This window comes from Motiliproteus sp. MSK22-1, assembly GCF_001968815.1.
Lineage (GTDB): Bacteria > Pseudomonadota > Gammaproteobacteria > Pseudomonadales > Balneatricaceae > Motiliproteus.
The window spans coordinates 25,653-47,682 of record NZ_MIEQ01000049.1 but is presented as its reverse complement, the minus strand read 5'-3'; the positions used below and the strand labels follow the sequence as shown (position 1 = coordinate 47,682).

At 46.6% G+C, this 22,030-nt stretch carries 17 protein-coding genes; 8 read left to right on the top strand and 9 right to left on the bottom strand.

Going from position 1 to position 22,030, the window contains the following annotated elements; translation table 11 throughout:
• Positions 1–33: 33 nt before the first annotated feature.
• From BGP75_RS15075 to BGP75_RS15055, 5 genes are all read right to left on the bottom strand, one after another.
• Complete coding sequence (locus tag BGP75_RS15075; protein ID WP_076719666.1) at positions 34–411, bottom strand: hypothetical protein; 378 nt, start codon at positions 409–411, stop codon at positions 34–36.
• Positions 402–1,499 (bottom strand): LysM peptidoglycan-binding domain-containing protein, encoded by a 1,098-nt coding sequence (locus BGP75_RS15070; RefSeq protein WP_083704847.1) that lies wholly within the window; start codon positions 1,497–1,499, stop codon positions 402–404. The genes BGP75_RS15075 and BGP75_RS15070 overlap by 10 nt, the downstream gene beginning before the upstream one ends.
• A 371-nt stretch (positions 1,500–1,870) precedes the next feature.
• A complete protein-coding gene (locus BGP75_RS15065; protein WP_076719665.1) occupies positions 1,871–3,259 on the bottom strand; it encodes a tryptophanase in 1,389 nt (462 codons plus the stop codon).
• Positions 3,260–3,623: 364 nt separating this feature from the next.
• Positions 3,624–5,162, bottom strand: a complete 1,539-nt coding sequence (locus BGP75_RS15060) for a DUF5666 domain-containing protein (RefSeq protein ID WP_076719664.1) — start codon at positions 5,160–5,162, stop codon at positions 3,624–3,626.
• Complete coding sequence (locus tag BGP75_RS15055; protein WP_255395940.1) at positions 5,162–5,995, bottom strand: DUF6502 family protein; 834 nt, start codon at positions 5,993–5,995, stop codon at positions 5,162–5,164. Before BGP75_RS15055 ends, BGP75_RS15060 begins: the two co-directional genes overlap by 1 nt.
• A 301-nt stretch (positions 5,996–6,296) precedes the next feature.
• On the opposite strand from BGP75_RS15055, the gene BGP75_RS15050 reads away from it, so the two are divergent.
• A complete protein-coding gene (locus tag BGP75_RS15050) occupies positions 6,297–7,229 on the top strand; it encodes a hypothetical protein (RefSeq protein ID WP_076719663.1) in 933 nt (310 codons plus the stop codon).
• An 81-nt stretch (positions 7,230–7,310) separates the two neighbouring features.
• Here the strand turns inward: BGP75_RS15050 and BGP75_RS15045 are convergent, their stop codons facing one another.
• Positions 7,311–7,562, bottom strand: coding sequence for a hypothetical protein (locus BGP75_RS15045; RefSeq protein WP_076719662.1), 252 nt, complete (start codon positions 7,560–7,562; stop codon positions 7,311–7,313).
• A 360-nt stretch (positions 7,563–7,922) separates the two neighbouring features.
• Here BGP75_RS15045 and BGP75_RS15040 point away from each other — a divergent pair, with 360 nt between their 5' ends.
• A complete protein-coding gene (locus tag BGP75_RS15040) occupies positions 7,923–10,349 on the top strand; it encodes a bifunctional diguanylate cyclase/phosphodiesterase (protein ID WP_076719661.1) in 2,427 nt (808 codons plus the stop codon).
• A 29-nt stretch (positions 10,350–10,378) separates the two neighbouring features.
• Here BGP75_RS15040 and BGP75_RS15035 read toward each other — a convergent pair whose 3' ends face one another.
• A complete protein-coding gene (locus BGP75_RS15035; RefSeq protein ID WP_076719789.1) occupies positions 10,379–10,966 on the bottom strand; it encodes a YiiX/YebB-like N1pC/P60 family cysteine hydrolase in 588 nt (195 codons plus the stop codon).
• A 165-nt stretch (positions 10,967–11,131) separates the two neighbouring features.
• Entirely contained in the window at positions 11,132–11,812 is a 681-nt protein-coding gene (gene hybE / locus BGP75_RS15030; RefSeq protein ID WP_076719660.1) for a [NiFe]-hydrogenase assembly chaperone HybE, read from the bottom strand.
• A 302-nt stretch (positions 11,813–12,114) separates the two neighbouring features.
• On the opposite strand from hybE, the gene BGP75_RS15025 reads away from it, so the two are divergent.
• Together BGP75_RS15025 and BGP75_RS15020 are read left to right on the top strand one after the other, a co-directional pair.
• On the top strand, positions 12,115–14,103 hold the full coding sequence (locus BGP75_RS15025; protein WP_076719659.1) for a methyl-accepting chemotaxis protein: 1,989 nt from the start codon (positions 12,115–12,117) through the stop codon (positions 14,101–14,103).
• Positions 14,104–14,467: 364 nt separating this feature from the next.
• Positions 14,468–14,848 (top strand): YbaN family protein, encoded by a 381-nt coding sequence (locus BGP75_RS15020; RefSeq protein ID WP_076719658.1) that lies wholly within the window; start codon positions 14,468–14,470, stop codon positions 14,846–14,848.
• Positions 14,849–14,872: 24 nt separating this feature from the next.
• Here the strand turns inward: BGP75_RS15020 and BGP75_RS15015 are convergent, their stop codons facing one another.
• Positions 14,873–16,672 carry an ABC transporter ATP-binding protein/permease gene (locus BGP75_RS15015; RefSeq protein ID WP_233152934.1) on the bottom strand — a complete coding sequence of 600 codons (1,800 nt, stop codon included), beginning with the start codon at positions 16,670–16,672 and terminating at the stop codon, positions 14,873–14,875.
• A gap of 306 nt (positions 16,673–16,978) precedes the next feature.
• Here BGP75_RS15015 and BGP75_RS15010 point away from each other — a divergent pair, with 306 nt between their 5' ends.
• From BGP75_RS15010 to BGP75_RS14995, 4 genes are all read left to right on the top strand, one after another.
• Complete coding sequence (locus BGP75_RS15010) at positions 16,979–17,416, top strand: hypothetical protein (protein ID WP_076719656.1); 438 nt, start codon at positions 16,979–16,981, stop codon at positions 17,414–17,416.
• 205 nt (positions 17,417–17,621) lie between these two features.
• Positions 17,622–18,167 (top strand): SCP2 domain-containing protein, encoded by a 546-nt coding sequence (locus tag BGP75_RS15005; protein ID WP_076719655.1) that lies wholly within the window; start codon positions 17,622–17,624, stop codon positions 18,165–18,167.
• A gap of 367 nt (positions 18,168–18,534) precedes the next feature.
• Positions 18,535–20,442 (top strand): ATP-binding protein, encoded by a 1,908-nt coding sequence (locus BGP75_RS15000; protein WP_076719654.1) that lies wholly within the window; start codon positions 18,535–18,537, stop codon positions 20,440–20,442.
• On the top strand, positions 20,443–21,813 hold the full coding sequence (locus BGP75_RS14995; RefSeq protein ID WP_076719653.1) for a sigma-54 dependent transcriptional regulator: 1,371 nt from the start codon (positions 20,443–20,445) through the stop codon (positions 21,811–21,813).
• Positions 21,814–22,030 lie beyond the last annotated feature (217 nt).

The following is a 22,030-nucleotide window of genomic DNA, read 5'->3' as shown; positions in this document are numbered from 1 at the left end:
GATAGCTTCAGCGGTTTTAGAACCCCGTGCAGTTTAAAAATCAAAGAGCAAAACAATAGGCATAAACGTGGCTATTATAAATAGAGTCATCATGGTGCCACACATAAATATTTTTAATGCGATAGCATACCAGCGAGGCATGTATTTCCATGTTTCTTTTATTTGTCTTTTCTTGCCAAACGATGGTAAAAGAAGAGACCATGAAAAAATGCCTGTCCTCAGTAAAAACCCTGGCCAACCCCTCATAATGTAGGTTTCTGTCAAAGTAAAGTGAGGCTCTTTAAAGTATTTTTCCAGCAGTGACTTCGGAGTGAAAATACTTAGCAGGAGCCATGTTATAGGCCCCCATAAAATCCATGCAAACATAGTAGCAAATAAAACGATAGCTAAGTGATGCGATGTTATCGACATAGCTTATCAACGCCTGTTGTTTTAACGAAATCATATTCGCTAAATTCACTTTTATACACGGCTGCTGTAGCTTTACCGGCTCCGTAACTGGTGATGGCCGCGGCCGTACCCAGCATCAAAGCGATCCCCCAGCCGACGGGATTGGAAAACAATAGCAGAGTAAGTGCTGCTCCAGCAACGCCGCCTACTACTGTACTTCCTACAGTCTCAGCAAAAATTTCATTTTTCTTGTGTCGGGTGTTCGCATTGGCGATCTGGTAGCAACCCACACCAACCCCTGCGACGGCAAGCACTGTTCCACCACGACTGGCAACTTTCGCCATCCCACTCAGTCGTTCCAGGTGGGCATCAATAACTCCCGTGGCTGGCAGTGCTTTGGAGCGGGTAATACGGATAGCTTCACGAGCGGTTTTTCCTTTGAATAATAGTTTTTCAAAAGGACCTAGCTTACGGGCGTAAGTTTTTAAGGCTTTTTGACGTTGGTAGTCATATTGATTCTCTGTCAGCACACCGCGTTTATAGTCATGATAGATGTGCTTAACCTCCGCAATAAAGGCATTGTGTGCCTGACTGACCAACCCTCCGAAAGAATTAAACCCGGCGGTTGCGGCGACACTGGTTACGCCATAGTTTTCATCCAGCCATGCCAGCGCCCAGAACGCTTCCTGTTCCTTGGTCGCCGTTGGCATCAAACGCTTCATTCGTGTGACGTACTCGCCGTAGGTGGTTTGCCCTGAGTGCATGAGCCAGTCCCTCAAACCACTGTCTGCAATCATAGACGGATCAAACTTTTCAGAGGTTGGTTTACCCGCAGGTGCAGGCGCGGGACACATAGCCATTGCATTATCCGGAGTAAGCGGCATCAGCCAAAGCAGTTGATTCGGATGAATGAGGTTCGGATCGGTCAGAGTGTCGTTAAAATGTAGCAATGAGGCCTGAACGTCTTGATAACGCGGGTCCTGATAGTGAATTTCGTAGTGATCAGCAATAATACGGCTGAGGGTATCCCCCGGTTTAACCCGGTAAAGCATCGGTGCTTGGTCAGTTGGAAGGATGGCTTGTTCAAAAGACTGGACTTGGCTGTTCACTCTATTTCCTTGTGGTTAGTTGCTTCCGTATTCCATTGACCGTTAAGGTCAAGTGGATGTTTGGCCGTGATTCTAGCAAAACAAGCCAGATAATCGACTATTTATTAAAATTTTTTGGCTCAGTGGGGAGAACCTAATCCTTTCGGGAAGCTACGACGTCAAGTCTTGCAGCCGAGATCCAAGGCTTCATGAAGTAATCGAGCCGACTGCCGGACCGTAACCGGCAGACATATTCATACAACCGAGGCCAATAGCAAAAACCTTAAAAGGACCCAAACTACAGCTATGCAGCAGATACCCTCTTAAGGTTAAACAAGTGTTATGGCATGGAAGGCTGTCGCTTGTAGCCAAGAAAGTGATCGGCAGGTTCCCTAAACGACTGGTTTTAATCGAGCAGTAAAATGGCGTAGCACTTCAGGTTCATAAGTAAAGGTCAGCCCTTTAATCTGCGATGCCCGATTGTTAACGGCAATAAGGCAATCAGCAACATAATCCATATGATCATTGGTATAAACCCGTCTTGGAATAGTGAGCCGCAGTAATTCCAGTGAAGTTTCTTTCTGTTTGCCTGTTGCGGGATCACGACCCAGTAGCAGAGAACCGATTTCAACCCCCCTTACACCCCCTTCGATATAGAGTTCGTTAGCCAGGGCATGAGCAGGAAATTGTTCACTGGGGATATGAGACAGCATTTTGCCTGCATCGACAAACACTGCATGCCCGCCAGTGGGATATTGAATTGGAATACCGGCATTACGCAGCCGCTCTCCTAAATATTCCACCTGACCAATACGGTATTTGAGAAAATCCTCATCCGCACATTCCCATAACCCGATACTCAAAGCCTCCATATCGCGACCGTTCAGTCCACCATAGGTGACAAAACCTTCCATAGGAACACACAGAACCTGAGTTTGGCGATAAAGTTCTCGGTCATTCTTAAAGCAACAGAGCCCCCCCATATTAACCATCGGGTCTTTCTTCGCTGACATGGTAAATACATCGGCATAATCAAACATCTCTCGAATGACATCACCTATTGGTATATCGCGGTAGCCGGACTCGCGCTGCTTTATAAACCAGGCGTTCTCGGCAAACCGTGCCGCATCGATAATCACCGTTATACCATTGGCTCTGGCAAGCTCAGATGCAGCGCGAATATTTGCCAAAGATACAGGCTGACCACCCGCGGAATTGCAGGTAATCGTGATGATGATGCCAACCACATTCTTTGCGCCATAAGTTTCTATGGTTGTGGCTAACTTCTCTAAGTCAAAATTGCCTTTGAAGTCATACCAGGTTCCAGTATCAACCGCCTCTGGAGTCAGGACATTGATAGCTTTAGCTCCGCTTATCTCAACGTGAGCCGCCGTTGTATCGAAGTGGTAATTTGAAATAAATACAGGGTTATCCGCACTTTTACGTTTTACCAATGTGGGGAAAAGAATTTGCTCCGCCCCTCGTCCCTGATGAACAGGAATAACATACTGATAACGAAATAATGTGCGTACTGACTCCTCTAAACGGATAAAACTACGACTACCTGCATAGGCTTCATCCCCTATCATTAATCCCGCCCACTGGTTAGCACTCATTGCACCTGTACCAGAGTCAGTAAGCAGATCGATATAGACATCCTCACTCTTAAGAGAAAAGGGATTATACCCGGCCTCTTCCAGTGACTTTTTTCTATCAGCCTCAGTCGTCATTTTAATAGGCTCAACCATTTTGATTCGAAATGGTTCTGGAATGCGCTTCATACTTTTCTCCAATCTAGCTGCTCTCCATTTTTGCTGCTCTCCAACTCAGCTCGGTCCAGTAACGATGGTTCTAATACGTTAATTAAAGTTTAGTTAGCCATATTGCCTAAGAACCATCTCTACGGAACTAAGTCCTGGCTGGAGCCTGAAGACTTTACCAATCAAACCTATATTGCCCACCATACGAGCCCTGGAAAAGGGTTAGTTTACGAACAACCAGTTAGTCGTCACAACGCACTCCCAGCCCATGTTATGTGTATGGGAGTCATGGATGTCATTATAGTGCAGATACCTTGGCCAATTGGTCCGAGTGGGAATAAGCTTCCAAGGGGTAAGCAGGATTACAACCTTAGCACCTTAACTCTCAACGTCCCCTGCCTCCTTCACGGCCACCGGCCCCGCGACCACCGTGATCATGACCACTTTCCCGATCATTAGAACCACCATGACTGCTATCTTGATTACTACTGTTATTACTACTGTTGTGGCCCGATCCATTGCTATGACCACTACCATGACCAGCACCGCTACTATGACCAGTTCCATTACTGTGACCGGAACCGCTACTATCATTCCTGTTGTTGCCCTCTTCTTCATTGTTATCGGAAGAAGGCCCCGAAAACCCGGGACCAATGGATGGCGACCCAGAATCTTCGGGCATTACAGAGTTGGCGGGAGATCTCGGTGCTTCTGGTCCTGCTGGGCTGCCGGGCAAACGACTAGAAGGCTGCGGTTGGAAGCCAGTATCCTGAATATTACGAAGCTGATTCATTCGATTTTGCAGGTTCGTCTTTTCCTTTGTTGTCGGAGTTCGTGTAGCTCCAGCCAGTCGTCCAGGTAACACATCAGATGCAATAACTGACCTAACAGTATTGACGGTACCGGCCAATACCCCCAAATCCACAACAACTCTCTGATTGGAATTGACAGTTTCCCTTATCAGGTTATCAGGCCTCACTTCACCAAAAGCAGCGATTTGACCTTTAGAATCAGAAAATATCTCCACAGACAGTTGTTCAACCGCTTCCCCAAACGGATTAATATTCAGTCGATTAACTGATAGGGTTTCAAATTGTAAGGCCTTGGAAAAATGGCCAATGACTTCAACGTTCATTCCCACAGGTGTCCCTTCAGGTACCGACAACCCACCAAGGCGAAGTCCTCCCTGTTGATCACGTACAACAGCTCCGCGCACTTTGGTCACTGCATCGGGTGATACTGATTCAATCAACGACGCCTGTATTTTGTTATCTGAACGACGCAGGCCATAGACAGCAACCATATTTCCAAAACGCAGATTGGAGACAGTTATGGCTGTATCGAGCAAGATCTCTTGATCGGCAACTGTCATTCGACCATTTTCAATAGAAATAGCTTGTACAGGCCCAACAACTTCAGGCCTTAAAGACAGGCGACGCGCCGTTAGTTTTCCGCTCACCCAATACGCCAATACTTCAACAACATGACCTATCTCAATTTGATCAACAGCTCGAATACCAGAAGGCGTGTTTATCTTGAGATCAGCTGTCAGCTCTACCTCCAAGCCGTTAACCCAAATACTACCGAACCCTGTGACGGTGCCAACGACCCCGGTACCACCTAACCCACGATCATCATTAAAGTCGGTGATGATTCCCGTCCCTCCAAGGCCGCGCTCTTCATCTTCCCCCCTGGCAATTAACCCAGTCCCGCCGATTCCAACATCATCATCCTGTATTCCGGTATTGGATATTTTGGCTTCACTTCCAAGGTTTGCAGACTGTTGAACAGAGACGGGATCTTCGGATGTAAGGGATGCACAAGCCGAAAGGACGACAAAGGCTATCAGCGTGCTGATTGAGCCCACTCGAGACGGCCGCAAGCGGCCAGGAATCTGTTTTATTTTTACAAGACATGCTGTCATCAGCTTGATCCTTGCTTGCCGCATGAGTCTTCATCATCTTTGGCTATTTTTTCTACAGGCGTATTGTAAAAATAAGCACCGAAGGTCATACGTTGCGTTGCCCGAGGCTGCTGTTCATCCTTCTTTGCAAGCTCAACAGCCATTCGATTAAGAGTCACGAGGGCATCATTTCCCAAGAGCTCTGCTTGACTGCGCAGTTCCTCAATAGAACCCTGGCTCAGACGATCATAAAAAACGGCTCGTTCAAGAAAGCGAGGACTGTCTCCTTGCAGGTTATGACCGGCGCAAGCGATATGATCCCGTAGATTGCGGCCGAAATAATGGGCAATTTGCCGCAAATCATCCGTAGCAACAAAAGCTTGCTGGTCCAGTTTGAGATGATTGTTATCCGTTTCCCTAACTACCCCCGTACGCAACAGCTCGTCCAGTAAAGCTCTGGGACGAACATCCTTGCTGATCGATTGAACCAGCTCCTCAAATCCTGGCCCTTCTGCCGGATCACGCTGCGCTGCGGGAAGGCGGGGAAGTAAACGCGGTTTATTGTTCTCATCTGTATATTCGGGATCACCCAGCCATAAACTGACGACATGAGAAGCTAAACTGACAGGCTGCGGTGGCTCAAGTGTTTCAGGATTTTCACGAAAACGTCTAACGTCTTTACGATGGACGCCTGTTAAAAGACTGATACGGCTATCAGTATTGTGCTTTCCATCTAACTGAAACTCCTGCTCGGCAACTTCGACATACAGACTTTTAAGCATACGAATAAAGACTGGATAAGAAATTTCAAAATGAATCATGGTACGCACCAGGGGGCGCATCAATTTTTTCACAGCAAACAGAACCAGACTCTGTGTTCCCTTCACAGATCCTGGTAGCTGATTTTGATTTGTTTCTGATTTCGCCACTCGTTACCTCTCACTAACAACCATCCTTCTGTTTGACTATTTTTTGTCATCAGAAAGCATCCAACAAACGTTTTTGCGTGGGAATTTATCCCATATTAGCAGAATATTTCTTTCTTACTGAGTAATTTTTATTGACGTGGGAATATTTCCCATTTATAAATATGTGGGACATATTCCCACGCATGAAAAATATTTGATAACTACTTTAGATATCGGAGATAAAAAAATGCCTCAACATTTCGGAAACAACGGACCTGCCCCAGGACGAAACAGAACAGAGACTGAAGCGCCGGAAAGACAAGCACCGGTTGGAGGAGACAGAATAGATAGAGATGCAGAAAGTCCGGTTGAGTTGACTGAAGAGCAACTCACTCACCTGGAAGAACTAAATACCCGGCTGGAAGCAGTTATCTCTGCCGGTGGTATTGAATTGGATGAGCAACAGTTAGAACGGTTGGACGCTGTAAACACTCTGCTTGATGAGGTCATTGCAGCACAGGGAACATCATTAACACCCCGAGCTGAGGGCGCTCTCTCTTCAATGGTTCAAGTATTGGAGAATATCTCAAGTCTTGAAGCTGATGCTGAAACCGATCGGGCGCTGAACGGATTAACCCACCTTGATGACAAGCTTGATCACCTGCTGGAAGCCTTGGCAGATTCAGCAACAGATGAGTTGTTAACCTTGTTAAACACAGCTGCCTCTACACTTGAAGCGGTCATTGCCGACGATGTTTACGATATTGAATCGGAGCAACAACAGGTTCAATCTGCCCTCGATGCGCTGGAGAGCGCTCTAAATGATGACTTTTCCAAACTCAACGAAGATGCACTTGCAGATTTAGAAGCACGAAATTCAGCGATTGAGGAAGCACTGGATAGTGGCAGCTTCACTCTCAGCGATGATCAACTTCTATCCTTTAGCGATGCAAGCTCTCTATTGGAGAGCGAGATGGATACTGGCACGATTGAAGACGTAGAACTGCACTTTGAGACTCTCGATGCTGTAAAGGATATTTTCCATGAGTTTGGTCTCGGTCGGCCCCAAGGCCCCCACCATGGACCAGAAGGTGAAGAAGGGCACCACTCTCCAGGAGGTGAAGAAGGCGTGGAACTACAGGGAAATATCACTCCGGTTGATGATATGCTAATTATCTAACCCATCTAATGAACCTGGCTGCAGACCAGTCCGGATTATTTCAGCAGAAGCCTCCAATTCTTCACGAACCTGGAGGCTTATTCAGTGACAGCCTACTTTACCCCCAATCATTTTGTAGGCAGGCGTTCCTCTCACCAGCGTGTCCCGTGCAAAAACAGCATCACATTCAGGGCATTGACAGGGAGTGGTTGTAAAATCTTCAACAATACGCTCCTTAAAGCACTTTACCAGAGCCCCTTTCCCACCCTTTCGGTACTTGAATAATTTTGTTTTACATTGAGAACAATAGACTTCAACCGTTCTAGTCGGTCCTTTTTTATTGGGTTTAGCCATAAATATCCATAAAAAGTAGAAATCAGAACAGCGCTAAATGCACATCAACACCTGGAAAAGAGCATTTGTTCAGCCTGTAACAATTGTCGATCATCACCGTCTACTATTACTGACAGAGCTTTATTAGCGCTTCTTCTCAGTTTACTGACTCACTCTGTTTATCGTGATGCTGATTGATCCAAAGGATAAGGGCTGATTCGTAACCAATAGCAGATAAATATCTATATTAAAATGAGTAAATTAACATTACCTGGCTATTCAGACTAAATCATGGACCATTCAAGGAACGATCTAAACGTGCTTCAGCCAATATCCGAACAACAGGGTAACAGGAGCTCATCTGGCTACTGGCGCGAAACAATGAAGTGTAAACTCTGTTGGCGAGTAACTATCGCTGTTTTCCTGACGATTTTGGCGGTTGAAATTCTTATCCTGTTCTTTTCTGCCCGCAAATTTGAACAAGACAAACTTGATGAACTTGCCGCCAACGGGCAGGCCACAATCACAGCATTAGTTGAGCTCAGCCCAGTGGAGCCCTCTGCTAAGGACCTCCAGATAGCAGGCCAACGACTCAGCCGGTTAGAATTTCTTCGAGGAGCGTCGATCTATCGAAATAACGGAGACTTAATTGCCCAGTTTGGAGAGCCGACTGCGCTGGAGTGGAAAGGGGGCCTTCCCCTGCTACCTCAGCATTATGTCGAGAAAAACCGATTTGAAATATTCTGGCAAAGCCCATCCATCACTTCACCGTTTTCCGCCGTACTACGTCTGGATAGTTCAGCAATACCAGGCAAAGTACAAAGCTTCATTTTCCGCGTAACGGGATTGGTATTACTTATCACCCTTTGTACAACCCTTGCTGCCATGCTGGTTCTATCTCGTTCAGTGCTAAATCCACTGCTAAGACTTCGACAGCAACTTCTGCGTGAGAAAGGACGGCTGCTGGAGCCAGAGGCTCACCTGATAGCCACAACTCGTAGCGATGAACTGGGAGACGTAACCGAAGCGATTAATGATCTGTTACGTCGGCTGGCAACCGGAGTCAACGAGTTGAAAGACAGGGAAAACGCACTGCAACGAGCCCATGAAAATCTGGAAGAAAAAGTTCAGGATCGTACCCGTAAACTAACCCGCTTAGCGCAGGACCTAAGACGAGAGATGAGTCGCCGTCAACAGGCTCAATTAGAGTTTGAGCAGGCGTCACAGTTTTCTGAAGATAATCCCAATCCGGTGTTGCGAGTGTCCAAAGAAGGCGAGTTACTCTACGCCAATCAAGCCAGCGACCTGATATTAAAGCACTGGCAAATTAATATCGGTGATCAGCTGCCTTCTCCATGGCGAGCCATGACAGGGGACGTGTTTGACTCCGGAAAATCCAGCCAGTTTGAACTGTCCCTGGACCATCAAACTTATGAACTGACATTCTACCCCGCCAACGGCAAAGCCTATGTTCATTTGTTCGGACTGGATATATCCCGAGGTAAAGATGCCGAACAACGGCTACGGCATCTGGCATACCATGATGCCTTAACAGGATTACCGAATCGTTCACTGTTCCTAGATCGCCTGAATCAAGATCTGACCCGGAATCGTACCGGCCGCACAACCGCAGTCCTTCTGGTCGATCTGGATCACTTCAAGGATATTAATGATGCGTTAGGGCATCTGACGGGCAACATGCTCTTACAGCAGGTAGCAGAGCGCCTGCAAGGCTGTCTGACGACAACTGATACATTGGCACGGATAGGGGGTGACGAATTCGGAATCATCCAGGCCAATCCTTTAGATGCAAACGATGCTGCTACTTTCGCCCAAAAACTATTGGAAACCCTGAGCCGCCCTCTGCATATAGATGGGCATGATCATCATATCAACGCAAGTATCGGCATATCCGTCTTTCCAGGAGATGCTGACCAGGCAGAGCAACTGCTGCTAAATGCCGAAATGGCAATGTACAGAGCTAAGAAACAAAGAGGGGACTACCGGTTTTTTGTTGGCGAAATGCAAGATAATGTTCAGCGCTATAAAACACTGGAACGAGATATACGTCTCGCGATAGACAATGATCAGTTTGAACTTTACTACCAACCAAAACTAAACCTGAAACAGAATCAAGTACTGGGTCTTGAGGCACTGGTACGCTGGAATCATCCGGTGCATGGTTTTCTATCACCTGCAGAGTTTATCCCTGTAGCCGAACAGAGCAAGCTAATCATTCCGATGGGAGAACAATTACTACAAAAGGCCTGCCGGCAAATAGCTTTATGGAGCAAACAAGGTCTTCCACCCAGGAAAGTTGCGGTTAATCTATCTGCGGTTCAATTCAGCCATTCGGACCTTCCTTCACTTATTAAAAAAGTGCTCTGGGAGTCAGCAATAGCACCTGAATGCCTGGAACTCGAAATAACAGAAAGTGTTGCGATGGAAGGCGCGGACAACGCCGTTAGAACGTTTAATGAGCTGGCGGCTATTGGAGTTTCATTAGCAATAGATGATTTTGGTACCGGCTATTCAAGCCTCGCCTATCTTCGCGACTTTCCCGTACATCGGGTGAAAATTGATAAAGCCTTCGTTGATGATTTGGGAACTGACCTGAACCAGGGTGCCATTGCTCAGGCTGTGACGATGATGAGTCACAGCTTTGGCATGGAAGTTACCGCAGAAGGTGTTGAATCGACAGCACAGTTGAACTACCTGAAGAAACTCGGCTGCGATGAAATCCAAGGGTATTATTTTAGTAAACCTTTGCCTGCTGAACAGGTTACGGCCTTTCTGAAAGAGCACTGACATCCAGGGGCAGAACGGAAGAAATCTCTCTAAACATTTGCAAATACCGTTTCCAGTTGTGAATCCACTAGCTGACTGGCAGGCGTTACGGTACGACGCTTCCAAGGGATCAGGCCAAAATACCAGATTCTCCAAAAACCGACACTGGCCTGTGGATTTTGTTCAAGCAGCTGCTCCAGCGTCTCCAGCTTTCCAAGCCTGACCCCTAACGCATCGCTAAAAACCTGATACACGAACTTGGAGCAGAATTGACGGGGCGAATCATAGTCGAAGCCCAGATGGTACCACTTTCCCATTCGCTTGTTAGCAGCGAGCCTTAACTGGTCAATATCGCTATCTAGCAGCCCGGATTTAAGCCTTCTGATCACAACTTCATTGTTGCAAGTACGACTTAGAAAATCTCTTAAGGGGGTTTTCTTCACTACAGGAACTTTACTTTCCAATACATACCAGTCCCCTTCTTCCTGAATGGCAAAACCGACATGAGAACACCAGCTACCGGTCCCTTTGGCAACCTGCTTATAAAGGAAAGCATTGATTGAGATAAACAGAATATCCCCTTCACGAATCTGCTGGCGGACATCATTTTCCAAAGTGCTTAAAAGGTGCTGGCCCATGGTCGCATGCTCCATAACAATGCTGCTCTTCAATCTAGAAGCTTAATATCACAGCTTCGCTGCTGTTAACTGCCAACAAGTATCTCTGAGCACTTCCTGTCATTAAACTTTTACAAAAAAAGTATTATTTAATAATACCTAAGGAATATTATAAAAATATCCGATCTATTTGCGCCCGAATAAAGCCCCTGTAAATAACCCTCGTCGTCTCATATCAACAGACTCTTCATTACGCCCCTTAGAATGATCACCCGGTAAACTGTCTGGTGAACGAGAGCCCACCGCAGCGGGACCTGTCTTATCCGCACTGACTTGCCTGCTCTTCTGCCCTATTTTCCCAGCAATATCTTTTGTACTTACATCAATCTCATTAGCATCAGGCGTTTTATCCACTATGCCTTGACTGGCCTCTTTTTGCTGATTCTTTTTTTCAACCTTTTGACTGGCAGCAGCCTTCTCTGACGAGGGCTCTTTAAAGAGCTGCTCCATCGCTCGCTCAGCCATCTGAATTGCTGTGGCCTGATCAGGAAACTCATCCATCGGACTGAAAAGAGGACAGCTTCCATAGGCTCCGAAGCCCGGATCCCAACCATGTACAAACTCAAACTCTCCTGCCGGAAGCCTTTCTGTGTGGGAATCCCCTGTCTGATGGTCGCGCCACCCTTCTAACTCTAATGGCAGCAGTATAAGCCCCATAAACCAAGGCGTGATAATCACTCCAAGCACCTGTCCCTGGTAATCTTGAAACTGAACGGCGGCAACTTCGAGAGCTGGATTAATTGATCCCTCCGCCTTTGCTGCCAGGGATTGCTTATAGCTTTTTTCAAGTAACGAAATACGACGCATTTAGTACTCCTCAGACCCAGAAATATCTGATTTACTGCAATTCCAACATATCATGAGGTCCATGGGTTAAGTCCAGTCTTCGTTTGTCGTAGGCTCCCTGATCAATAGACCACAGAGCGGTGGCCCTGTCATTACCTCTTTAATGGCGCCAGTTTGGAAAACCTTTGGTGCCAACTCCTCGTTTTATATGGATTTTATTGAAACCCAATAAGAAACTCCCTATTTTTAGCCCTAATAATAAAACCAATATGCTCTGTTCTTCCTACGGACGATCATTGCCTTTCTGTTCCAGGGGATCCCTAATGCCGCTGAAAGTCACCCATCGAATCGCTATAGGGTTTGCCCTCCTTGTTTTCTTTATTATGGTCGTCGGAGGCGGCGGGCTTTGGGGAACAGACAATATTAATCGTAAACTTCATGATATTGCCGATCGTTCACTTCCCACGGCTGTTGGCAGTTTCAATCAGTTGATAGCGTTACAAAAAGCAAATATAGACCTGCTCAGCGCCTTGGCGAATGACGATGCAAACCCTGCACTCCGTCTAAAACGTCAGGAATCTTTTCAACAGCAAATCGAAATATTCGCAGCACAGCAACAGGCTCTGGCACCATTACTTGTAGGAGATGATGAATTACAACTCTTACTGAAAGAGACAGGAGAAACACAAAGTGAGTTTGCTATTGCCGCAGCAAAAGTCATGGATCTGCATAACGAGCAATTAAAGATAGACGCTCGCAGCCGCCAAAAAGAAAGTCGCTTTCAACGTCAGATTGACTCGCTAACGACCTGGGGCCAACAGTATATTTCCAAAAACAGTGGCGCGGAGTCGCTGGCGCAAGCCCGTAACTTTATGCGCAGTGCAAACACTCACAAAAATCAGTTAATTAATTTTAAACAGAATAATGATTTCTCTGCGCTGGAAGTCGCTCTGAAGGAAAGTGAGGATGACCTGCGCGGCAGCCTGGATGAGTTAGTCAAAGCCGATGCCAAGGCAAATAGGATCAAGGTGCTGGTTCGAGACTTACTGGAGCAGCTCTACAGTGACAGTGGCATGGTGCAATTATACCGAGAACTACACCAGCTTAATATTCTGCAGGGACAGCAACTCTCTATCGTCGATCAACGGCTAAATCAGGCACAACATGCAGCTGAGCAGTTCAGCTCCCTGACACTGGAGCGATCCAATCAGTTACGCTCTCAAGCAGACAATACCAGCGACCTAAGCCAGAACACGATTATTATCCTATTAGTTGGCGCAACAGGAATCGCTGTTCTGATCAGCGCCCTGACCGTACGTACCATATCTTCACCGCTAAAACAGATGATGAGAAAGCTCTCCGCCCTGGCAGAAGGTGATATGCGAATAAATTTCGACCATTCCCGTCGTGATGAGTTTGGTCAGCTTGGTGAAGCACTGAACGAGGTTGTCAGCCGGCTCAGAGATACGTTGACTCGCATCGCAGCAGCATCGCAGCAGTTAACCGACGTCGCCGAACAAAATGCCGTTATCAGCAACCAGACTACCGATGCAATGTCCGAGCAGAGTCAACAGCTGGAAATGACATCATCGGCGGCATCTGAGATGGAATCCACGGTAGCAGAAGTTTCCAATCATGCTCGCGCGACTCTTCAGGCAGTACAGCAATGTGAGCAGCTAAGCTCTGATGCAGACAACTACGTTCAGCAGACCTTAACCAGCATCGAAAAACAATCGCGAGATATCGGCCAAGCCGTTGAGCAAAGCGATCAACTATCGCTCTACAGCCAGCAGATCGGCAGTATCCTGGACACGATTGGTGCAATTGCCGATCAAACTAACCTGCTTGCCCTCAATGCGGCGATAGAAGCAGCACGAGCGGGAGATCACGGACGGGGATTTGCCGTCGTGGCTGACGAAGTTCGGAGCCTTGCCAGCCGAACACAAAACTCCACTCATGAGATTCACGAAATGGTCGAGAACATGCAGCACAGTATCCAACAGGTAGTCACTGTGATGCACCAGAGTGTAGAGCAATCCAAACTTTGTGTGACTCAGGCAGGAACCTCTCAATCTGCTATTTTGGAAATGAATCAAGCCATTGCCAATATCCGTGATATGAGTACTCAAATTGCAGAAGCGGCAACTCAACAGGATGTGGCAGTGGAAGAGGTCAGCCGTACTCTGGTCAGAATTAACGAAGCGGCAACTAACACCACTCATGGCGCACAACATGTGACTGCCACCAGCACAGACCTGCTAAAAGTCGCCCAGGAACAAAAACAACTGATTGAGCAGTTTAAAACCGTTTAGGAATCGAATGCTCACTCTGGAGCTGCTTTTTTGGACACGGCTATCAGTAAATCATTAGACATTCGTCAATGTCAGCCGGCACGGGCGACATATCACAGCTAAGCTGTAAGTTCAGACTCAGAACGGTGGAACCTGTGAACCCTCGCCCTCTAATTACTCTGAAAGCCAGAGGCCGAATGGACTTGTTCATAAGTTCCCTATTAGACTTACAGAACTATTCCAAAATGACAGTTTCCAGCAAGCAGGCAGACTAAATACGCTGGTTTTTTATCTGAATAGCTTGTTGATCATAAAAAGAAGTCGCTATCATTCTCTTATGGAGTAGGAGGTAAGCCCGTCACTGAAACTTCGAGGATATCTACCAATGCGCCGATCGTTTTACCTTTGTCTGGGCTTTATCTGTCTGCTGCTAGGACTGATCGGTGTGATTCTTCCGCTGCTCCCCACCACTCCCTTTATCATTCTCGCGGCCTTTTGTTTTTCCCGCAGCTCCAAGAAGTTTCACGAGATGCTACTGAACCACCGCTTGTTCGGTTCAATGATCAGAGAATGGGAAGCCTACGGAGTTATTCCGCTCAAGGTAAAATGCCTGTCCAGCAGTATGATGATTATCATGATCAGCTACCCTGTCCTATTCAAAGAACTGGCATGGTGGATTGACGCTATCATGATTGTCACAGCTCTGATCGGCCTGGTCTATGTTTGGAGTAAACCGTCCCGGGTTTTATCAAAAAGTCCATCCTGAGGGACTGTTCTTTACCTCCCATCTTTAATCATCACTTTGTTGTAAATTCCACATACGCGCATAGCTACCATCCTGAGCCAGTAGTTGCTGATGATTGCCCTGCTCTGCAATTTTTCCATCCTGCAAAACAATTATATGATCAGCATCGACTACCGTTGACAGTCGATGAGCTATAACCAGGCTGGTATGATCCTCCGCCAGTTCGTTCAATGCTCCGACAATCGCCTGCTCAGACTCGCTGTCCAACGCAGATGTTGCCTCATCAAACAGTAATATCGGTGGATTTTTCAACATCACTCTGGCAATGGAGATACGCTGTTTCTCACCCCCTGACACTTTTAACCCGCGCTCCCCGACTTCCGTCTGATCCCCTTCGGGAAGTCCCTCGATAAAGCGCTTCAAGCGAGCCATTTCGATAACTTTATTAATTTCCTCAGGCTCTGCGTCAGGCCTTCCATAGATAACGTTGTGCCTGATAGTGTCATTAAACAACACCGTATCCTGAGGTACGACCCCGATCACCTTTCGCACGCTTAGCTGAGTGACCGAGCAAATCGGTTGATCATCAATTAAAATATCGCCACTGTCTGGGTCATAAAAACGGAATAACAATCGAGCTAACGTCGATTTTCCCGCCCCGCTGGCACCGACAATTGCCAGTTTCTGTCCCGGCTCCACGGTAAAACTCAGATTCTGGATGATTGGTCGCTCTGGTTGATAAGAAAAACATACATTGCGAAATTCAATTTTCCCCTGACTGACCTGTAACTCACCCGCTCCTGGTTTATCTTTAATTGTCGGCTCTCTTTTCAACAAAGAGAACATGTTCTCAATGTCGGTCAGGGCACGACGTACTTCCCGATAAACCATTCCAAGAAAATTGAGCGGCATAAACAGCTGCAAAACATAGGCATTTATCATGACCAGTGAACCAATCGTCATGACACCACTGGCTACGTCTTCAGCAGCCAGCCACATCATCAGCATCATCCCCGTGGCAATGATCAACGCCTGGCCACTGTTCAATGCCATCAATGTCATTCTGTTCTTTAAACGAGCAGACTCCCAACCAGCAAGATTCTGATCATATTGCAGCGCTTCATAAGCTTCATTGTTAAAGTATTTGACTGTTTCGTAGTTGAGCAAACTATCCACAGCCCTGGTGTTGGTTTTTGAATCCAACTGATTCACTTCACGCACAAAGCGATTGCGCCACTCGGTTATGGTTACTGTGAAATAAATATAAACACCAACCGAAAGTATCGTAATCAAGGCATACCAGGCACCAAAGTTAAACAACAGAATCGCAGCTACCAGAGACATTTCGATCAAAGTTGGAACAATATTGAATACCAGCATCCGCATTAAAAAACCAAATCCATTACCTCCTCGCTCTACATCGCGTGAAATTCCCCCGGTTTGTCGTGATAAATGAAATTCCAGGTCCAGTGCATGTAGATGCTCAAAAACTCGTAAGACAATCCGCCGCATAGCCCTTTCAGTAATACGACTGAATACAGCATCACGAGCTTCGCTAAAAAAGACCGACCCAAAGCGTAATAAGCCATAGAAAACAATAAACAACAGCGGAACAACTATGATCTGATGCTGAGCGCGGTCAAGTCCGTCAACCACAACTTTCAGCACCCAGGGCATAGTGACAACGGCCACCTTTGCCAGTACCAGTAAAGTAAAAGCCGCAAACATTCTCCCCTTAAATTCCAACAGATAAGGTAGGAGCATCAACAGGACTTCACGAGTCTGTTTTTTATCTACCATATTCTCAGGTAGAGGACGACGAGATTTACCACGCGAACTTCTCAATGGCCTACTCCACTATTCATAAGCGACATACAGGGATCTTTAAATAGCTAAATGCAGTCTTGAACTCTCTAAAAATACAGTATTGAACTAACTAAGCAGCCCTGCAGAAGGTTAATCATACCCGTTAATCAGATACCTTTAATATCAACAAGCATCAGACACTCACAAAGAAAATCTGACGGTAGTCATAGTACCCATGGAAAACTTGCCTATTTCCCTTGTTAGACTTCACCTTGAGCCCAATCTAAGGCAAAATCCGTTCGCTTTATTTAACATTCCCATCGACTTAATGCGGGAGCACCCCAAATGGACGCCGTTGAAACTAACAGCGCCGAGCTGAAACAGGCCATGCGCACCTATGGCGAAAAGAGCGCAGCGCTGGAAACACAAACCGCAATTTTCAGCAAATCCTTTTATCAGGGCATTGCCGCCCTGGCCTTCGCCCTTATCATAAGCCTCACTGGAATGCTGTCATTGCTCGTTCTGGGTCTTTCAGCATTTGCTACCTGGCGTATTGTGAAATGTTTTTCCATAGACCAACAGTGCGAGTGGTTAGAAAGTGAAGCAGAACAGGCTCAGGATGAACTCAATTCGGCGCTAAAGAAACCAAAGGCCAGAGCTCAGGTTCCATTTATTTTCCGAGAGCTGGACGGAGAATCCTTTCAAGGACACCTCGCTACCTACTTACCGGGACCGGTAGAGGTTAGACGCCGCCCTATCAAGTGGAGACTGCAGGGATCCTGAGTATAAATGAAGCTGTCGGACTTAAAAGATATCTGTCTGAAAAACTCTGACAGCTCCTTCTCTGCCAACTGACGGCTGAATATTTTATTATTATTTAGCCTAAATCAAGAACAGCAACTGAAGAGCAGTTTCCAGAAGTAGTACTTTTAAACTACAATCCCCGTGCGGTTATTCTGTCACAGTTACTCACGAAAGGTTTCGGTCTATGCTGTTCAAACAACTTCCAGCACTTCCCTCTCTGTCTTCATTACCGTTACCCTCATCGCTCCCCACACCGCCAACAGCAAAAGAGCTGGTCAAAAAGATGCCTCTCTTTTTAGCAAAAAAGGCTGCCTGGGTGCCCTTTGGTATTCAGAAAAGCGTGCTGTTGAAAGCCATGGAGCAAGCTTTTCAGGAGCCTCTTGAAGACGGGGATTTTGAATTCCTGGAAGGAAAATGGATGAAAGTGGAGATCACCGATATCGGTATGACCTGGTACTTCAGCTACAGTGAAGAAGGCAAATTGATTGTCAGTAATCAGGAGAACGAAAACGCCAGTATCCGCGGTAATCTAAAAGAGTTCATGTTGCTGGCCTCCCGTAGCGAAGATCCTGACACTCTCTTTTTTCAACGACGTCTGATGATTGAAGGTGATACAGAAATAGGCCTGGAAGTTAAAAATTTGATGGACGCTGTTGACCACGATAGCTTTCCCCCTCTTTTGAAGCTGATAATGACCAAGGGTTCAGGGCTGGCTAACAAGCTCTTCTGACTCTTAACAATGACCTCAAGACAGCCGTTATAGCGCAGACGGCTCAAAGTCAGCCGACCTCTGTGCCCCCTGAAAAAGCCGAGATAATTCTCGGCTTTTTGCACTGATTTTGCGGATTTACGCTTTTCCTCCCATCAACGAATCAAATGCTATTGCCATGGGACATTTCTGTCCTCAGTAGGTAGACTTTACCTCCAGTTCCGGCCGATCAAAGTTGGCACTATTCTTTCATTGTTTTCCTGCAACGACATATTAAATCACGGCCTTGTTGGATGAGATTACAAATAGGGTTAAAGACATCGTTGGCAGGTCTAATTATCAGTACGCAAGCAATCAACGCACTGCTGACCCAAATGGAAAAATAATAATGACTAATGGCGGATTTCCCTGGTTAAGCCGGATAGGTATTGGCGGCAGACTATTTCTGGCACTGGTATTAATCTCTTCCATCACCATTGTTGCCAGCGGTCTTGCAACCAACACATACCTACTGCTTAGTGAACGCTTACTACTTCTTAAGCATCAATACATACCAGGGCTTGACGCTGCAGCCAGGCTGAATGACAAGAGTCGACTGATTGTCGCAACCGCACCACTTCTGGTCACCAGCGATTCTAACTTTTCACGACAGAAGGCGATGGACGCTTTAAGTGAATCCATCAACGAGATGGATCAGTTGATGCGAAATTTACCAGACTACAATCGTTATTTTCGTGAGTTGATCGCTCAGATACATAACAGCCTGACATTATTAAATCAAAGTGTTGAGCGTCGGGAACAGATCCGACGGGAACTCGCTCAACAGTCCCGAATGACATTTCCACTGTTTCAACAACTGATCACTGAACTGGAAAAACATTCAAACTCAGTGACCTCGGATGCATTGATAGCAGTCATCAGTCGACTCTATTATTTTTCAGGAATGGTTGAAAAAGTGCGCAACGACAGCTCTTTTAACGATCTGGATTATACATTTCTTCGACTTGAGGCGCTGGGGGCACAGATTCAGCAGCAACTACCCTTGTTACCGATTGACAACTTGTCACCGGCACTGATCGACCAAATTCAATTATTACTGGAGATTGGTTCGCGTCGCGGTGGACTTTTCCTATTGAAAAACGAAGAGCTGGATCTGCTCTATCAACAAAGTTTTTTTCTGGAAAACAGCCAGGATCATATTCAGCAATTAGCCGCTCAGATTAATCACTATACCAATCAAACCAATAACAGCATCAGCTCCTCGCTGGAGAGTGCAATAACGTCGATCAATGTGAGTATCCGAAGTATTTTATTGCTTTCGCTGGTTAGCTTAGTGGTTGCCGGTGCTATCTCCTGGTTCTATGTTCGCCGTAATGTATTGCAGCGAATTGTCGAGTTACAGCAAAATATGCGTGCTATCGCCTCTGCTCAACTGGATACTCAAATTCGAATAGTAGGTGATGATGAAGTTTCCAGTATGGCTAGAGACCTGAAGCACTTTCAGAACACTGCCATCCAGGTAGAACGAACGAACCAGCGACTGGCAGCGGAAATTGAGGAACGCATCGCTGCTGAAGCACAACTGAAATCAGCACAGAGTGAACTCGTTCAAGCAGGCAAGCTTGCTGCTTTGGGCCAGTTAAGCGTTGGTATCACCCACGAGATCAATCAGCCGTTAACGGCGATCGCCAGTCATCTCCACACCGCCGGCCGCCGACTGGATAAACAGCAGCCAGATCAGGTCCGTGAGAACCTGGCCAAAATTAGAAAGTTACTGGATAAGATTGCCGGTATTACCCGGCATCTGAAAACCTTTGCCCGAGAGGCCGAAACAGAATTAAGCCCGGTTGATCTGGATACAGTCATTAACGATGCCCTGGAACTGATGTCCAATCGAATCAGGGAACAGCATTGCCAACTCAACTACTACCCAGGGCCTGTCGGACTTAAGGTCAAAGCTGAACCCATTCGCTTAGAACAGGTACTGGTTAACCTGCTCAGCAATGCCATTGATGCTCTGGATAACTGCGAGTTACGTCAATTGGACCTCAGGGTCAGCAGCACCAATGAAGATATTCAACTGGAAATAAAGGACAGTGGAATCGGCATTCCAACTGATTTATTACCGATGATATTTGATCCATTCTTTACCCAAAAGGAGGTCGGTAGAGGTTTGGGGCTGGGCCTGTCGATCAGCTACAACATTGTCCAAGACTTTGGAGGCCACATCCAAGTGCAGTCAACACAGGGCCACGGAAGTCAATTCACCCTGGTATTAAAAAAGGCGGAACATTGAATGCTTAGCGATATTCAGCTCATAGTTATCGATGATGACCAAGCAATCATTGAAGCTCTTTCTGAGATGCTGGAACTGGAGGGATTTAGCGTACAAGCTTTCCTTAAGCCTGAAAAAATACTGGGAACACTCCATAAAAACAGTCCGGTCGTAGTCCTTAGTGATGTCAAAATGCCGAAAACGGATGGTCTCAGTGTACTGGCTCAAATCCAGCAGTTAGATAGCGGGATACCGGTGCTACTGATGAGCGGGCACGGCGATATCCCCATGGCAATCGAAGCGATGAAAGAAGGGGCCTATGATTTTTTAGAGAAGCCACTGCAACCCGAACACCTCCTGGCTCAGCTACAACGGGCAATCGACAAACGACGCTTAGTGCTGGAAAACCGTAGTCTGAAATACAACCTGGAACAACAGACGGGTCTGGAAGCTTTTATTATCGGTGAATCAGCAGCAATCAAGAGTATCCGTCAGCATGTATTGTCTTTAGCTCAGGCTAATGTCGATACCATCATTTACGGAGATACCGGCAGCGGCAAAGATGTTGTCGCCCGTGCACTTCACCAGTTCAGTCAGCGCCATAACAATCGCTTTATCGCCATCAATTGCGGCGGTATCAGCGAAAGTCTTATTGAGAGTGAATTATTCGGTCATGAAGCAGGCTCTTTCACCGGTGCCAACAAACGTCATATCGGCAAGATAGAAGCCGCGAATGGCGGCACCCTGTTTCTGGATGAAATTGAAACCATGCCATTACCCGTACAGATCAAGCTACTCCGGGTACTCCAGGATCGGACGGTTGAGCGTGTAGGCAGTACAACCCCTATTCCTGTGGAACTGACGGTTATTGCTGCCAGTAAAGACGACCTGGCACAACTGGGAGAAGAAGGGCATTTTCGCAAAGATTTATTTTACCGACTAAATGTCGCCAGCTTGACCATCCCACCACTAAAAGACCGACCCGAAGATATCTTGCCGCTATTCCATCACTATCTGCAAAAAGCCAGTGAACAGTTTTCTCGTCCCTTGCCGGAGCTTAGTCCTCCCCAGGTCAGTCATCTATTGCAGCATGATTGGCCGGGTAATGTACGAGAACTGAAAAACGCTGCTGACCGTTTTGTGCTTGGAATCAGTGAAACAACGCTGGACTTCAACGAACACCAGCATGAGCAAAACGTAAAAGGGGACTGCACAACAGGTTATGAAGAGCGTATGGATCTGTTCGAACGGCAGATCCTGGAAGAAGGCTTACGTGCAGCACAGGGACAATTGAACGAAGCAGCAGAGCAGCTGAATCTATCCCGTAAAACCCTTTACCGTAAAATGAAAAAACATCATTTGGACAAGCAGCAATTCAGAACCTCTGAATAATATGGACAGATATGTCCCATTGCAGCTAAAGCCGTGGGACTTTGCTGTCCTTTCAACAAAAGAACAACATGAAAAAATCCCGCAACACAATGATAAAAAAGAACTTTTGATTGTTGGTATTACTTTTGCTGTAACTCCAGGGAGTCCAACCCAAGACAGTATGGATTCTGAATCGTCGCCAGTCCATGGTCGACCAAAACAATAAGACGAGTTACAA